This window comes from Azospirillum sp. P4_B5, assembly GCF_056402275.1.
In genome coordinates, this window is record NZ_JBFUHT010000021.1 from 115,325 (window position 1) to 129,000 (window position 13,676).

The window sequence follows — 13,676 nt, forward strand, 5'->3', positions numbered from 1 at the left end:
CCCGTCAGTAGGCGCCGGAGAGCAGGGCGCCGGCCCCCGGAACGCGCGTCGGCAGGCCCAGCGCCTTCAGCTTGGCGTAGGTGGTGGCGACGGCGGCGCTCAGCACCGGCTTGCCGGTCATCGCCTCGACCTGCGCGATGGCGGGCAGCGACGGCATCTGGACGCAGGCCGACAGCACCACGGCGTCCACCCCGGCGGTGTCCAGGCCGGCGACGATCCCCGGCAAACGGGACGGGTCGTGGCGCCCGACTTCCAGATTGTCGGGGATCTCCAGCGCGCGCCAGTCGACGACCTGCACGCCCTCATGCTCGATGTAATCGACGACGAGCTGGGCCAGCGGCTTCATGTAGGGGGCGACGAGGGCGATCTTCTTGGCACCTAGCACATGCAGCCCGTCGACGAGCGCGCCCGCGCTGGTGATGACCGGGGCGGCCCCGCCATTCTCGACGGTGCGCCCGTGCAGCCGCTCCTGCGAGACGCGGTGGTAACCCTTGCCCATGCTCATGATGGCGACGAGGCAGGCGTAGCCCAGCACATCGACGCGGGCGTCCGACAGCTCCAGCGCGCACCGGTCGGACTCGGCGTCCATGGCGGCGAGTTCCTCCTTCTTCACCGTCTTCATGCGCATGCGGCTGGAATGGAAGGTGAAGCGGGTGCCGTGCGCCAGCGCGTGGGCGGTCAGCATCGCCGGGATTTCCGTCTCCATGGTCGTGTTGGAGCTGGGGACGATCTGGCCGATGCGGTAGGTCTTGTTGGTCATGGTCGGTCCTTGGAGAGGTCTTGTGGCGGCTGGCCCCCACCCCAGCCCTCCCCCGCTTCGCAGGGGAGGGAGTTTTGTCCCCTCCCCTGCGTTAGCGGGGGAGGGTTAGGGAGGGGGCAAGCAACGCCCGCTCACGCCACGAGGCGCGGCTTGTCGGAGAGGTTCGGGCGGAAGGCGCGGGCGTCGTACTGGTAGACCCAGTTGGCCTGGATGCCGGTGGCCTGCGGGTTGAACAGGCCGCGCAGCCAGTACATGAAGTCGCGCTTCGCCTGGGCCAGCGGGGAGGGCAGGTGGTAGGTCCGCCCGCGCTCCCGCGCCTCCAACTGGACGCGGCTGGTGCGGGGAAGCCGCTCCGCCTCGTAATCGCGCAGCGCCGAGGCCACGTCGCTCCCGTGCCCCTTCAGGGATTCGGCCAGCACGTGGGCGTCCTCGATCGCCATCGCCGCCCCCTGCGAGAGGAAGGGCAGCATGGGGTGTGCCGCGTCGCCCATCAGCGTGATGCGGCCCTTCGACCAGCTCGTCATCGGGTCGCGGTCGAACAGGCCCCATTTGTAGACCTGGTCCACCTTGCTGAAGAGCGTCTCCACGTTGCGGTGCCAGCCGCGGAAGGCGCCGAGCATCTCCTCCTTGCTGCTGGGGGCGTTCCAGGACTCCTCGACCCACTCCTTGGTCTCGGCGACCGCCACGATGTTCACGGCCTTGCCGCCACGCACGTAGTAGGTCACGACGTGGCTGTGCGGCCCGAACCAGAAGGAGGCGTCGGGGCTGACGTAGTCCACCACGCCGCCGGTCGGCACCACGGCGCGGTAACACATGTGGCCGGTGAAGCGCGGTGCCTCCGGCCCAAACAGGGCGGAGCGCACGACGGAGCGCACGCCGTCGGCGCCGACGATCAGGTCGGCCTCGTACTCGTTGCCGTCGCTGAAGCTGGCGACCGCCGTGCTCTTGTCCTGGCGCACGCCGGTGCAGCCCACCCCGAAATTGGCGACGCTCTCCGGGACCAGCGAGGCCAGGATGGCGTGCAGGTCGGCGCGGTGGATGTGGATGAAGGGCGCGTCGTAGAGCACCGGGCAGGTCTCGATCAGCGGCGTGCGGAAGGTCTCCCGCCCGCTGCGCCAGTTGCGCCCGACCAGCGATTGCGGCAGGAAGCCGGCGGCCAGCATCTTGTCGAGCAGCCCCAGCGACTTGATGACCTTCACCGCGTTCGGCGTCATCTGGATGCCGGCGCCGATCTCGCCGAAGCCCGGCGCCCGCTCGAACAGGCGGACCTCGAAGCCGCGCTGGAGCAGGCTGCCGGCCAGCGCGACGCCGCCGATGCCGCCGCCGACGATGCCAATTCGCATGTTGGTTCGCACTCTTGCCTCCTGAAGAACGGCGACCGAGAATTGTTCGGTCGTTCGTTTAATTATTCGTGACACGGCCTTTCGCCGTGTGGCGGCCTCAGCCGCCCAGATAGGCGCGCAGCAGGTCGGGATCGCCGCGCAGCTCCGCCGAGGGGCGGCTGGCGGTGATGCGGCCCGTCTTGACCACATAGGCCCGGCTGGCGACGCCCAGCGCGTTGTGGATGTTCTGCTCTACCAGCAGGACGGTCACGCCGTGGGCGTTGACGGAGCGCACCACGTCGAACACCTCGTCGGCCATCTTCGGGCTGAGGCCGAGGCTGGGCTCGTCCAGCATCAGCAGCCGCGGCTCCGACATCAGCGCGCGGGCGATGGCGAGCATCTGCTGCTCGCCGCCGCTGAGCGTCCCGGCCATCTGGCGCGACCGCTCGCGCAGCCGGGGGAAGCGGTGGAAGGCCATGCCGATGCGCCGCTGCACCTCCTCGCGCGAGCGGCAGAGATAGGCGCCGAGCGCGATGTTCTCCTGCACCGTCATGTTCGGCCAGACGTGCCGTTCCTCCGGGCAGTGGGCGATGCCGGCGGCGACGATGCGGTCGGCGGGCAGGTTGGCGATCGGCTTGCCGTTCCAGACGATGGTGCCGGAGCGCGCCTTCAGCAGACCGGAGATGGCCCGCAGGATGGTGCTCTTGCCGGCGCCGTTGGCGCCGATCAGGGCGACCGTCTCGCCGGCCCGCACGTCCAGCGACACGCCGTGCAGCGCGGCGGTGGAGCCGTAGGCGACGTGCAGCCCCTCCACGGCGAGGACCTGAGCGGCGCCGGGCTGAGCCATGGCGGAGAGGGAGGGGGATTCGGAGAGCAGCGTCATGCGGCGGCCTTTCCGAGATAGGCTTCGGCGACCTGCCGGTTCTCCAGGATCTCGGCGGGCCGGCCCTCGGCCAGCTTGCGGCCGAAGTTGAGGACGACGATCCGGTCGGACACCGACATGACCAGATCCATGTTGTGCTCCACGATCAGCAGCGCGTCGATGCTGCGTCCGATCAACGTCTTCAGCACCGCGCCGAAGGTCCCGGCCTCGTGGCTGTTCAGCCCGGCGGCGGGTTCGTCGAGCATCAGCAGGCTGGGCTTGGCGGCCAGCGCCACCGCGACCTCCAGCAGGCGCAACTCGCCGCAGGACAGCAGATGCGCCGGGGCGTTCATGCGCTGGGCCAGACCCATGGTCTCGACGATGGCGGCCGCACTCTCCCGCGCCTCCCGCTCGGCGCGGCGCACCGCCTCGCCGGGGAAGAAGGTGGCGAGGAGGGATTGCCGGCTCGCCATGTAATGGCCGGTCAGCACATTCTCGAAGACCGTCAGCCGCTTCATGACGTTGGTCTTCTGGAAGCTGCGGACGAGGCCGAGCCGGGCGATGGCGTGGGGCTTGCGGTTGGTGATGTCCTGCCCTTTGAAGCGCACCCGCCCGTTGCTCGGCGCGTAGAAGCCGGTCAGCATGTTGAAGCAGGTGGTCTTGCCGGCGCCGTTGGGGCCGATCAGGCCGACGATTTCGCCGGGCTCGATGTGGAAGCTGAAGTCCTTCACCGCGGTGATGCCGCCGAAGGTCATGGTCAGGTCGTCGGCGCGCAGCAGCGGCTGCCGTTCGGTTGTCGCCGTCATACGGTGCGCTCCTTCGCGGCGTTGAGGGGCGGCTTGGCGGCCTGCTGCTCGCGGCGCAGGGCGATGAAGCCCATCAGGCCGTTGGGCAGGAACAGGACGATGGCCATGACGATCAGCCCGAACAGGGTGAGGCGGAGTTCCTGCACCTCGCGCAGATATTCCTCCAGCACGGTCACGATCACGGCGCCGGCCAGCGGGCCGATCAGCGTGCCCTTGCCGCCCAGCAGAACCATGATGATCATCGTCGCCATGAAGGCGAAGCGGAACACCTCCGGCCCGACGAAGGAGATGTAGTGGGCGTAGAAGCCTCCGGCCAAGCCGGCTAGGAAGGCGCCCAGCACGAAGGCCTGCATGGCCGTGCCGAAGGGATCGACGCCGATGGACTGCGCCACGTAGCGGTTCTCGCGCACCGCCACCGCCGCCCGCCCGGCGTTCGAATAGACGAAGCGGTAGGAGAGGTAGAGCGCCACCGCGGCGATGCCGAGCACGATCAGGAAGAAGCCGGCCTTGTCGGTGACGGCCACGTCCCCGAACAGAGTCTGGCCGACGCCCGCCAGCCCCATCGGGCCGTTGGTCACCGCGATCCAGTTGTTGGCGACGATGCGCAGCACCTCGGCGAAGGACAGGGTGACGATCACGAAATAGGGGCCTTGCAGCCGCAGCGTGATCGCCCCGATGGCGAAGCCGAAGACGGCGGAGACCAGCCCGGCCAGCGGGATCGTCACCCACATCGGCATCCCGGCCTGGGTGGACAGCAGCGCCGCCGTGTAGGCGCCGGTGCCGAGGAAGGCGGTGTGACCCAGCGAGAATTCGCCGACATAGCCGACCACCAGATTGAGGCTGCTCGCCAGCACCGCGTAGAACAGCGCCATGATGGCGAGGTGCAGGATGTACTGGTCCGTCACCGCGAAGGGCAGAAGCGCCGCCCCCGCCAGGAAGGCCAGGAGGATGTTGCGTTCCAGGGTCATGTCAGGCCCTTTCCGTGCGGATCGAGAACAGGCCCTGGGGCCGGAACAGCAGGATCAGGATGACCAGGACGAAGCCGATGACGTCCACCATGCCCATGGAGACGTAACCGCCCCACATCGCCTCGGCGACGCCCAGCAGCAGGCCTCCGGCGATAGCGCCCGCGAAGCTGCCCATGCCGCCGAGGATCACCACGACGAAGCTCTTCAGGCTGATCAGCCCGCCGACCGACGCCTGGGCGGAGTAGATGGAGGCCAGCAGCATCCCCGACAGGGCGGCCAGCGTGCAGCCCAGCGCGAAGGTGGCGGCGTAGACGTGGCCGGTGCGGATGCCGGCGAGGCTGGCCGCCATCGGGTCCTGGAAGGTGGCGCGCATGGCGGCCCCCAGCCGGGTCCGGCGGATCAGCAGATGGGCGCCGACGATCAGCGCGATGCCCACCGCCACGGCCAGCAGGCGCAGCTTGGTCACCGCGATCGGGCCGAAGAACAGCGGCCCCTCGGCCACCGCGCCGGCCACCTTCATGGGTGCCGGACCGACCAGCAGGAGCGTGCCGTTGACCAGGAAGATCGACAGGCCGATGGTCAGCAGGATGCCGGGCTCCTCACCCTGGCCGCGCACCCGCTCGATCAGGAAGCGGTCGACCAGCCAGCCGACGGCGGCCATGAAGGCGGCGACCACGATCAGGCCGCTGAAGAAGTCGAGGCCCAGGTAATTGGTGACGAACCAGCCGCTGACCCCGCCCAGCATGTAGAACTCGCCGTGGGCGAAGTTGACCACGCGCATCAGGCCGAAGATCAGCGTCAGGCCGAGGGCGGAGAGGGCGTAGAACACGCCCATCACCAGCCCGTTGGCCAGGAACTGCGGAAAGAGATCCATGACGTTCTCGCAAAAGCAGGCCCGCACAAACGGTGCGTTGGATCGGTGCGCGCCGCGGGAACGGTGCCGTCACGGCAGCCCCGCGGCGCGTCCGCCGGTCAGTGCGGCGCGTCCACCGGGGTGGAGGCGATCACCTTCGGTTCGCCCTTCTCGATCCGCACCAGCACCGCGTCGAAGCCGTAGGCCTGGCCCTTGTCGGTGAACTTGTAGACGCCGTTCGGCGCCTCGTAGCTGGTCTTGGCGAGCGACGCCCGGATGGCCTCGGCGTCGGTGCCGCCGGCCCGCGCGATGGCCTGCCCGGCGATGTTCAGGGCGTTGTAGCCGGCGGCGCCGTACTTGCCCGGCTTGATGCCGTACTTCGCCTGGTACTTCTGGACGAAGGTCTGGTTGCGCGGGGTGTCCATGCTGGAGGCGTAGGGGACGGCGGCGTGGATGCCCTCCGCGGCCTCGCCGGTGAGGTTGATGAAGTCGGCGGTGGCCCAGGAGCCGACGCCGAACACCTTGGTGTCCAGCCCCATCTCGCGGATCTGCTTGACCAGGATGGAGCCGTCCTGAGTCTCCGCGGCGACGAACACGCCGTCCGGCTTGGCGGCGCGCAGCTTGGTCAGCAGCGTGAAGAAGTCGGTGGCGCCGTGGTCGAAATACTCGGTCAGCACCGTCTTGACGCCCAGCGCCGTCAGGTCGCGGGAGAATTCCTCAACCCCGCCGCGGCCCCAGTCGTCGTTGACGCCGATGTAAGCGACCTTGGTCAGCTTCAGGTCGTTGGCGAGGATCTTGGCGAAGGCCTCCGCCATCAGCGCGTCCGTCTCGGCGGCGCGGAAAAAATATGGGTTGCCCTGTTCCGTCAGGCTGGCCTTCGACGACACGCCGGTGATCAGCGGCAGCTTGTATTTCTGGGCCACCGGCATGATCGCCGCGGTGGCGGAGCTGCAGAAGGCGCCGACCAGCGTGACGACCTTGTCCTTCTGCACCAGCTTCTCGACGGCGTTGACCGAGTTGGCCGGGGTGCACTGGCCGTCCTCGACAATCAGTTCGATCTTCTTGCCGAGGACGCCCCCCGCGGCGTTCATCTCCTCGACGGCGAGCCGGGCGCCTTCCACCACGGACTTGCCGTTGTAGGCGACCGATCCGGTCAGCGGCTGGACCAGCCCGATCCTGACCGTGTCCTGCGCCTGCGCCGGAACCGACGCGGCGATGCCGGTCAACAGCAGGCCACCCAGTACCACGTTTCTCATCTCTCCCTCCGCGTTCGACGGTGATGTCGCGATGACGGCGAATGACGATTCCCTGTCGGCGCCCCGCCGCTCTCGGCGTGGGCGCGTCGGCCCGTTGTGGGAACGCGCGCCGTCCGATGCGGCAACCGTTCCCGTGTTTTATTATACGGCCAATTAATTATTCAGGGATGCTAACGGTCACGTCGCGGCGCTGTCAATCGCTTTTCCGACGAAGGCGGTTGGGGATTTTTCGGGGAGATGTTTTGCGCCCGGTCGGCGCGCGCCTCAGCGGAGCGCGTCGAGCGTGTCGGCGTTGGGGCAGAGCCGGGCGTGCTCCGGCTGCGTGCAGCCCTCGGCCAGCAGGCGGCGGCAGGTGCGGGCGCTGCGGCAGAGCGCGCAGACCCGTTGCAGGTCGTTCATCAGGTCGGGGCGGTCCTGTTCCACCGCGGCGCCGTTGACGCCGTGCAGAGCCATCGCGGCGGGCAGCAGCGCGCCGACATGGCCGGCGCGCAGCACGGACGGGGCGTTCAGGTCGGTCAGCCCGGCGTCGGCCAGCACGCGGCTGCGGTCGTGCGGCGCCAGCGCCTGGAGCGCGTTCAGGGACCGGACGCTGCGCCAGCCGCGCAGGAGCGTCGCGCACAGGCCCTCTTGCGGCGCGGGGGCGGGGGTGGTCATGGGAGTCTCCGAAGCGGGTTATTAATCGTTCGATTAATATTCGCCGTCGGAGCGCCCGGCGCCTTGATGTGGATCAGCCGCGCCCGGTTTTCATCGCCCCCGGTTTTCGTCAGGGCGCCGGACGTGTCCCGACGCAGCGCACGGCGTAGCGCCGGAAGCCGAAGCCGGACTCGCCCTCGCAACGCTCCACCACGAAGGCCGCGCGCCGTGTGACGACGCGGCTTCCCATGGCGAGCGGGGTGTGGTGCGCCAATTCCAGCATCATGCGCTGCTGGCGCTGCGGGTGGGACAGCAGCAGGGCGCGGGCCTTGCCCAGACGCCGCCCCTCGGCGTCGCGGCAGCGGGCCGGGACCTCGAACATCCAGAAGGCGAGCGCGGCTTCGGACATGGGCGGAGTCCTCGTGGGATGATGAGTGTTTGGGGGGCGACGCTGCCCCCACCCCGACCCTCCCCCGCTTCGCAGGGGAGGGAGATTTCTGCGAGGCGGCGGCAGTCCCCTCCCCTGCGAAGCGGGGGAGGGTTAGGGTGGGGGCGAGTCCGCCGCGTTACGCCGCCACGGGGATCGGCTTCGGCAGCAACGGGCTGTCCACCTCCTGCACCACGCCGTCGCGCAGCGAGAAGGCCGGGACGATCATCTCCGGCGCGGTCACCCGCTCGCCGCTGTTGTCGCTGAGCTGCCAGCGGCCGGCCTTGACCTCCAGCACCGCCACGTCGGCGGCCATGCCCGGAGTCAGCGCGCCGATCTCGTCGGCCATGCCCAGCATGGCGGCGGGGTTGCTGGTCACCGTCTTCAGCACGTCGCCGAGCGCCATGCCGAGAGTCAGAAGCTCGGTCATCGCGTGGGTCAGGCTGAAGGGGGCGACGCCGTAGAAGGGGTTGGCCTCGCGGTCGCCGCCGGCGCCCGCCGTCGGGGCCTTCACGTTGTAGCCGTGCAGGTCGGCGCCCAGCGTGTAGGGCAGGATGCCCGCCGCCAGCGTCCGCCGCGCCATCTCGAAGCTGAAGTGCGAGCCGTGGCCGACGTCCACGGTCAGCCCGCGCTCCAGCGCCTTGTAGATGACCGGATGCACCTCGCCGGTGCGGGTGGAGATGAAGCCGCCGGGATGCCGGGTGAAGGGATGGGCCAGGATGTCGCGCGAATCCAGCAGCGGGACCAGCTCCTCCACCAGCATGTCGGGATCGACCGCCTCGCCGCCCTCGACCTCCGGCCAGAGCTGGCCGAGGTGGACGTAGAGCGGCACGCCGATGCCGTCGGCGATGCGCTTGGCCTGCTTGATGACGTCGAGACCCCAGCGCGAGGCGCCGCCGACCTCCGCGTGGGCCTTGATGCCCTTCACGATGTCGCGGTTCTCGCGCCCGACGCGGATGGTGGCGTCGACATCGACGCAATCCGGGCGGTAAAGCTGCGGGTAGTAATGGCCCTCCAGCCCGCCGACCAGATAGGCCGACAGGAAGCACAGCGTGCGCGAGCGCGCCGGCTCGGCGATGAAGCGGCGGAAGGCGGGCAGGGTCATCAGGCTCGGCCCGCCCTGGTCCACCAGAGTCGACACGCCGGAGCGCACGCCCACCATGTCCGGGTTCAGCCCGAAGCGCCCGGTCACCTTCTCGAAGACGTGCGCGTGGGTGTCGATCAGGCCCGGCGTCACGAGCTTTCCGGTGACGTCGAGGATGGTGTCGGCGGCATCGTCGGGCAGCCGTTCCGCCACCGCCGCGATGCGGCCCTTCGCGACCGCCAGATCGCCGACCAGATCCAGACCGTTGGCCGGATCGAGAATCCGTCCGCCGCGGAGCACGAGGTCGAACGTGTGCGTCTCTGACATAACCCACCTTCTTGCGCTGATTTTTATCTGGCTGTCCTTTCAGCAAGCGTCATGCCAAGGCAGGGCGGAGTCGCCGGGCCGCACAAAACTTCAGCACACTGACGAATGACCGCCTGTTGGGCATTTGGTGGTCAAAATACGCACAATACGGCATACCACGGCATGCACCCGCCGCCCATCGGTGCCCGGTTTTCCGCAGTATGCTGATGATTTATGGCGCGGCGGCACGGCGTGGCACCCTGCCACCGATTTGTGCACGAACACAGAAGCCGAGGCGGAAACCAGGGGTTTCTAAGGGCTCCGGAGGCGTTCCGCCGTCGCCGCGCCGGGGCATGCACGGGCTCTTCACGAGCATCGTCATATCGTCAGTATGCTGATGAATGCCCGCGCAGCAGGCAGAGGTTGCGCAGGAATGAAGCGGAATTCCGGCCCGCTCAGAACTCACAATTATTTGTTATTTCTCAACAGGATGGTTGCCGTTTTCCAGCAGCCGCGTGGCCCCTCCGTCAATCCGTTTGCCCAACATTGGGGCGATTTCCGGCCCTGGCGCCGCGCCGCGCCTGCCCTCCCGACGAACCGAAATGCGCAGTGGTCTGCCGGTTGGCACGGCGTTCGCAGGGGGGATGGGAAACCAACGGAAAAAGTCGGATATCCATAAAAATGAGAGGGTTTCTGCAGATGTGGCGGGGGATCCCGTGACCGGGCTGGGGATCGCGGCGGTGCCGCAGCTTCCCATCCTCGGCGGCGGGCTGCTGCTGGCCGGCGGCTTCGCCGGGCTGGCGGCGGGCATGATGGGGGTGGGCGGCGGCATCGTGATCGTGCCGGTGCTCTATCACCTGTTCACCGCGCTGGGCGTGGACGAGGCCGTGCGCATGCACGTCGCGGTCGGCACCTCGCTGGCCACCATCATCGCCACCTCGCTGACGTCGCTGCGCGCCCACCGCCGCCGCGGCGCCGTCGACGGCGAGCTGCTGCGGGCCTGGGGGCCGGCGATCTTCCTCGGCGTGCTGGCGGGAACGGCGGTGGCCGGCGTGGTGCGCGGCCCGGTGCTGACGGCGGTGTTCGCCGCGATGGCGGTCCTGGTCACGCTGCACATGCTGTTCGGCAAGGCCGAGTGGCGCATCGCCGACGGGCTGCCGAGCGGCGCGCCGCGCCAGGGGCTGGCCGGCGGCATCGGCATGATGTCCGCCATGATGGGCATCGGCGGTGGCACGCTCAGCGTCCCCATCCTGACCCTGTTCGGCTATCCGATCCACCGCGCGGTCGGCACGGCGGCGGCGCTGGGCTTCATCATCGGCGTGCCGGGGACGGTGGGCTTCGTGCTGACCGGCTGGAACGTGCCGGGCCGTCCGGATTTCAGCCTGGGCTACGTCAACCTGCTGGGGCTGGCGCTGATCCTGCCGGCCTCCATGGCGATGGCGCCGCTCGGCGCTCGGCTCGCCCACAGCCTCGACACCCGCGTCCTGCGCCGCGTCTTTGCCCTGTTCCTCGGGCTGACCGCGGCGCGGATGATCCACGGCCTTCTTCCCTGAGGTTCCCATGCTGAACACGCCGCGCAGCCGCCGGGGAATGGTCACCTCCCCGCATCATCTCGCCAGCCAAGCCGGTCTCCAGATCCTGCGCGACGGCGGCACCGCCGTCGAGGCTGCGGTCGCGGTCGCCGCGGCTCTGGCCGTCGTCTACCCGCACATGACCGGCATCGGCGGCGACGGCTTCTGGCTGATCGCCGAACCGGGGCGCGATCCCGTCGCCATCGACGCCTGCGGCGGGGCGGGCAAGGCCGTCTCGCTCGACCTCTACCGGCGCCACGGCCACGCAACGGTGCCCTGGCGCGGGCCGCTGGCGGCCAACACGGTCGCCGGCACCATCGACGGCTGGCGCGAGGCGCTGGCCGTCAGCGCCGGCTGGGCCGAGCCGCTGCCGCTCGCCCGCATCCTGGAGGAGGCCATCGCCCACGCCGAGCAGGGCATCCCGGTCACCGCCAGCCAGGAAGGGCTGACCCGCCAGAAGCTGCACGAGTTGAAGGACGTCCCCGGCTTCAAGGACACCTTCCTGCCGGGCGGCGCCGTGCCGCTGGAAGGCTCCACATTGAAGCAGCCGGCGCTGGCCGCCACGCTGCGCCGGCTGGCGGCGGAGGGGCTGGACAGCTTCTACCGCGGGCCGCTCGCCGCCTCCATCGCGGCGGATCTGCAGCGCGCCGGCTCGCCGGTGGATGCGGCGGATCTCGCGGGCCACGCGGCGCACCGCCGCCCGGCCCTGTCGGTCGGCGTGCGCGGGGCGCGGCTGTTCAACCACCCGCCGCCGACGCAGGGTCTGGCCTCGCTGATGATCCTCGCTTTGTTCGACCGGCTGGGTGTGACGGAGGGCGAGGGCTTCGACCACATCCACGGTCTGATCGAGGCGACCAAGCAGGCCTTCCTGGTGCGCGACCGCGAGGTCGGCGACCCCGCCTACATGGGACGGGAGGCGCAGAGCTTCCTCGACGACACCGTGCTGGACGGGCTGGCGGCAAACATCGACCGCGCCCGCGCGCTGCCCTGGCCCCATGTCGCCAAGCCCGGCGACACGGTGTGGCTGGGCGTGATCGACGGGCAGGGCCGCGCCGTCAGCATGATCCAGAGCGTCTATTTCGAATTCGGCTCCGGTCTCGTCCTGCCGGAGACCGGCATCACCTGGCAGAACCGCGGCGCCTCCTTCCGCCTGGCGGAGGACGGCTGGAACGCGCTGTCGCCGGGGCGCAAGCCCTTCCACACGCTGAACCCGGCGATGGCCCGCTTCGACGACGGGCGCGGCATGGTCTACGGCACCATGGGCGGGGAGGGGCAGCCGCAGACGCAGGCCGCCGTCTTCTCCCGCTACGCGATGTTCGGGCAGGGCCTGCAGGCCGCCGTCACGGCGCCGCGCTGGCTGCTCGGCCGCACCTGGGGCGAGGACAGCGTGACGCTGAAGCTGGAAAGCCGCTTCGACCCCGCCCTGGTCGCCGCCCTGCGCGACGCCGGGCACGCGGTCGAGTTGCTCGATCCGTACACGAGCACCATGGGGCATGCGGGCGCCATCGTCCGCCATGCCGACGGAACGCTGGAGGGGGCGACCGATCCCCGCAGCGATGGGGCGGTCGCCGCCTGGTGACCGAATAACCCGAGAGTTCAAATCAAGAAGAGGGGGCTAGACGACATGCGGACGATGAAGACCACGGTGTTGCTGCTGAGCGCCGCGCTGCTGGCGCCGGGCGTGGCCTTTGCGCAGGAGACGATCAAGATCGGCGTGACCCAGCCGCTGACCGGCGCGGTCGCCGCGTCGGGCAACTACGTCGCCAACGGCGCACGGGTGGCGGAGGAGGTCGTGAACGCCAACGGCGGCGTTCTCGGCAAGAAGATCCAGCTGATCATCGAGGACAACAAGAGCAACCCGAAGGAGGCCGTCGCCTCCGCCGAGAAGCTGATCGTGCGCGACAAGGTTCCGGTGCTGATGGGCGCCTGGAGCTCCACCTTCACCCTGGCGGTGATGCCGAAGCTGGTGGAGTACGGCGTGCCCATGGTGGTGGAGACCTCCTCCTCGACCAAGATCACCACCTCGGGCAACCCGTGGGTCTTCCGCATCGCCCCGACCTCCGCCATGGAGGCCAAGTCCTTCGCGGAGAAGCTGGACCACTTCCAGCCGGCCATCCAGAAGGCCGATTTCCTGGCGGTGAACAACGACTTCGGGCGCGGTTCGGCGGACGAGTTCCGCAAGATGCTCCAGGCCAAGGGCGTCAAGATCGGCGTCACCGAGACGATGGCCCCGGAGGCCACCGACCTGTCGGCCCAGCTTTCCAGCATCAAGCAGTCGGGCGGCGACACGCTGTTCGTCACCACCGGCGTCGAGCAGATCACCCTGATCCTGAAGCAGGCGGCGGAACTGCGTCTGCCGCACCGGGTCATCACCAACGGCGGTTCCTCGTCTCCCGACCAGCTCATCGCGCAGGCGGGGGCCGCGGCGAACGGCGGCTACTTCACCTTGTTCTTCGCCCCCTGGTTCCCGGAGAAGGCGGTGCACCCGACGGTCGCCAAGACCTTCGTCGATGGCTGGAACAAGAAGGGCTACGACTTCGCCGGCCTGACCGAGGGCTACCGCGGCTATGACGGCATCATGACCATCGTGGAAGCCATCAAGACGGCCGGCAAGGCCGAGCCGCAGGCCATCCGCGACGCGCTGTGGACCGTCAAGCTGGACGGCGTGAACGGCGACATCGCCTTCAAGAAGGACGGCCCGGAAGGCAAGGAGAGCGGCCAGAACGAGGCCAACGTCTACGTCGTCCAGGTGAAGGACGGCAAGGTGACGATGCCGTAAGGCCCTCTTTCAAACGCCCTCTCCCCTCTGGGGAGAGGGAGGGGACCCG

Annotated in this window: 13 protein-coding genes; 3 read left to right on the forward strand and 10 right to left on the reverse strand. The window is 69.3% G+C overall.

From position 1 onward, the window contains the following. Nucleotides 1-4 precede the first annotated feature (4 nt). The 10 genes from AC1DVI_RS17900 to AC1DVI_RS17945 form a co-directional block, all read right to left on the reverse strand. Nucleotides 5-760 (reverse strand): maleate cis-trans isomerase family protein, encoded by a 756-nt coding sequence (locus tag AC1DVI_RS17900; protein ID WP_476959107.1) that lies wholly within the window; start codon nt 758-760, stop codon nt 5-7. Nucleotides 761-891: 131 nt separating this feature from the next. Continuing rightward, nucleotides 892-2,115: an FAD-dependent monooxygenase gene (locus AC1DVI_RS17905; protein ID WP_476959108.1), complete on the reverse strand. Its 1,224-nt coding sequence runs from the start codon at nt 2,113-2,115 to the stop codon at nt 892-894. Nucleotides 2,116-2,200: 85 nt separating this feature from the next. Next, nucleotides 2,201-2,965 carry an ABC transporter ATP-binding protein gene (locus AC1DVI_RS17910; protein WP_476959109.1) on the reverse strand — a complete coding sequence of 255 codons (765 nt, stop codon included), beginning with the start codon at nt 2,963-2,965 and terminating at the stop codon, nt 2,201-2,203. Beyond that, on the reverse strand, nt 2,962-3,750 hold the full coding sequence (locus AC1DVI_RS17915; protein WP_476959110.1) for an ABC transporter ATP-binding protein: 789 nt from the start codon (nt 3,748-3,750) through the stop codon (nt 2,962-2,964). Before AC1DVI_RS17915 ends, AC1DVI_RS17910 begins: the two co-directional genes overlap by 4 nt. Then, entirely contained in the window at nt 3,747-4,718 is a 972-nt protein-coding gene (locus AC1DVI_RS17920; RefSeq protein ID WP_476959111.1) for a branched-chain amino acid ABC transporter permease, read from the reverse strand. Before AC1DVI_RS17920 ends, AC1DVI_RS17915 begins: the two co-directional genes overlap by 4 nt. 1 nt (nt 4,719) lies before the next feature. Further along, nucleotides 4,720-5,592 carry a branched-chain amino acid ABC transporter permease gene (locus AC1DVI_RS17925; protein WP_014200179.1) on the reverse strand — a complete coding sequence of 291 codons (873 nt, stop codon included), beginning with the start codon at nt 5,590-5,592 and terminating at the stop codon, nt 4,720-4,722. A gap of 98 nt (nt 5,593-5,690) precedes the next feature. After that, entirely contained in the window at nt 5,691-6,827 is a 1,137-nt protein-coding gene (locus tag AC1DVI_RS17930; protein WP_040137895.1) for an ABC transporter substrate-binding protein, read from the reverse strand. A gap of 264 nt (nt 6,828-7,091) precedes the next feature. Beyond that, nucleotides 7,092-7,481, reverse strand: a complete 390-nt coding sequence (locus AC1DVI_RS17935) for a hypothetical protein (protein WP_476959112.1) — start codon at nt 7,479-7,481, stop codon at nt 7,092-7,094. Between the two features lie 109 nt (nt 7,482-7,590). After that, complete coding sequence (locus AC1DVI_RS17940) at nt 7,591-7,869, reverse strand: hypothetical protein (protein WP_476959113.1); 279 nt, start codon at nt 7,867-7,869, stop codon at nt 7,591-7,593. A gap of 157 nt (nt 7,870-8,026) precedes the next feature. Next, on the reverse strand, nt 8,027-9,298 hold the full coding sequence (locus tag AC1DVI_RS17945; protein ID WP_476959114.1) for an amidohydrolase/deacetylase family metallohydrolase: 1,272 nt from the start codon (nt 9,296-9,298) through the stop codon (nt 8,027-8,029). Nucleotides 9,299-9,978: 680 nt separating this feature from the next. Here AC1DVI_RS17945 and AC1DVI_RS17950 point away from each other — a divergent pair. Genes AC1DVI_RS17950 through AC1DVI_RS17960 form a run of 3 tightly spaced genes read left to right on the forward strand, consistent with a single transcriptional unit; the run spans nt 9,979 to nt 13,627 of the window. Continuing rightward, on the forward strand, nt 9,979-10,830 hold the full coding sequence (locus AC1DVI_RS17950; RefSeq protein ID WP_476959115.1) for a sulfite exporter TauE/SafE family protein: 852 nt from the start codon (nt 9,979-9,981) through the stop codon (nt 10,828-10,830). 7 nt (nt 10,831-10,837) lie between these two features. Continuing rightward, a complete protein-coding gene (locus AC1DVI_RS17955; protein ID WP_476959116.1) occupies nt 10,838-12,427 on the forward strand; it encodes a gamma-glutamyltransferase family protein in 1,590 nt (529 codons plus the stop codon). A 45-nt stretch (nt 12,428-12,472) separates the two neighbouring features. Further along, entirely contained in the window at nt 12,473-13,627 is a 1,155-nt protein-coding gene (locus tag AC1DVI_RS17960; protein WP_476959117.1) for an ABC transporter substrate-binding protein, read from the forward strand. The last annotated feature ends 49 nt before the right edge of the window (nt 13,628-13,676 follow it).

Coding starts and splice junctions, on each gene's coding strand:
- AC1DVI_RS17900 (WP_476959107.1), bottom strand. CDS start 760: ATGACCAACAAGACCTACCGCATCGGCCAGATCGTCCCCAGCTCCAAC.
- AC1DVI_RS17915 (WP_476959110.1), bottom strand. CDS start 3,750: ATGACGGCGACAACCGAACGGCAGCCGCTGCTGCGCGCCGACGACCTG.
- AC1DVI_RS17910 (WP_476959109.1), bottom strand. CDS start 2,965: ATGACGCTGCTCTCCGAATCCCCCTCCCTCTCCGCCATGGCTCAGCCC.
- AC1DVI_RS17945 (WP_476959114.1), bottom strand. CDS start 9,298: ATGTCAGAGACGCACACGTTCGACCTCGTGCTCCGCGGCGGACGGATT.
- AC1DVI_RS17925 (WP_014200179.1), bottom strand. CDS start 5,592: ATGGATCTCTTTCCGCAGTTCCTGGCCAACGGGCTGGTGATGGGCGTG.
- AC1DVI_RS17935 (WP_476959112.1), bottom strand. CDS start 7,481: ATGACCACCCCCGCCCCCGCGCCGCAAGAGGGCCTGTGCGCGACGCTC.
- AC1DVI_RS17955 (WP_476959116.1), top strand. CDS start 10,838: ATGCTGAACACGCCGCGCAGCCGCCGGGGAATGGTCACCTCCCCGCAT.
- AC1DVI_RS17940 (WP_476959113.1), bottom strand. CDS start 7,869: ATGTCCGAAGCCGCGCTCGCCTTCTGGATGTTCGAGGTCCCGGCCCGC.
- AC1DVI_RS17930 (WP_040137895.1), bottom strand. CDS start 6,827: ATGAGAAACGTGGTACTGGGTGGCCTGCTGTTGACCGGCATCGCCGCG.
- AC1DVI_RS17920 (WP_476959111.1), bottom strand. CDS start 4,718: ATGACCCTGGAACGCAACATCCTCCTGGCCTTCCTGGCGGGGGCGGCG.
- AC1DVI_RS17960 (WP_476959117.1), top strand. CDS start 12,473: ATGCGGACGATGAAGACCACGGTGTTGCTGCTGAGCGCCGCGCTGCTG.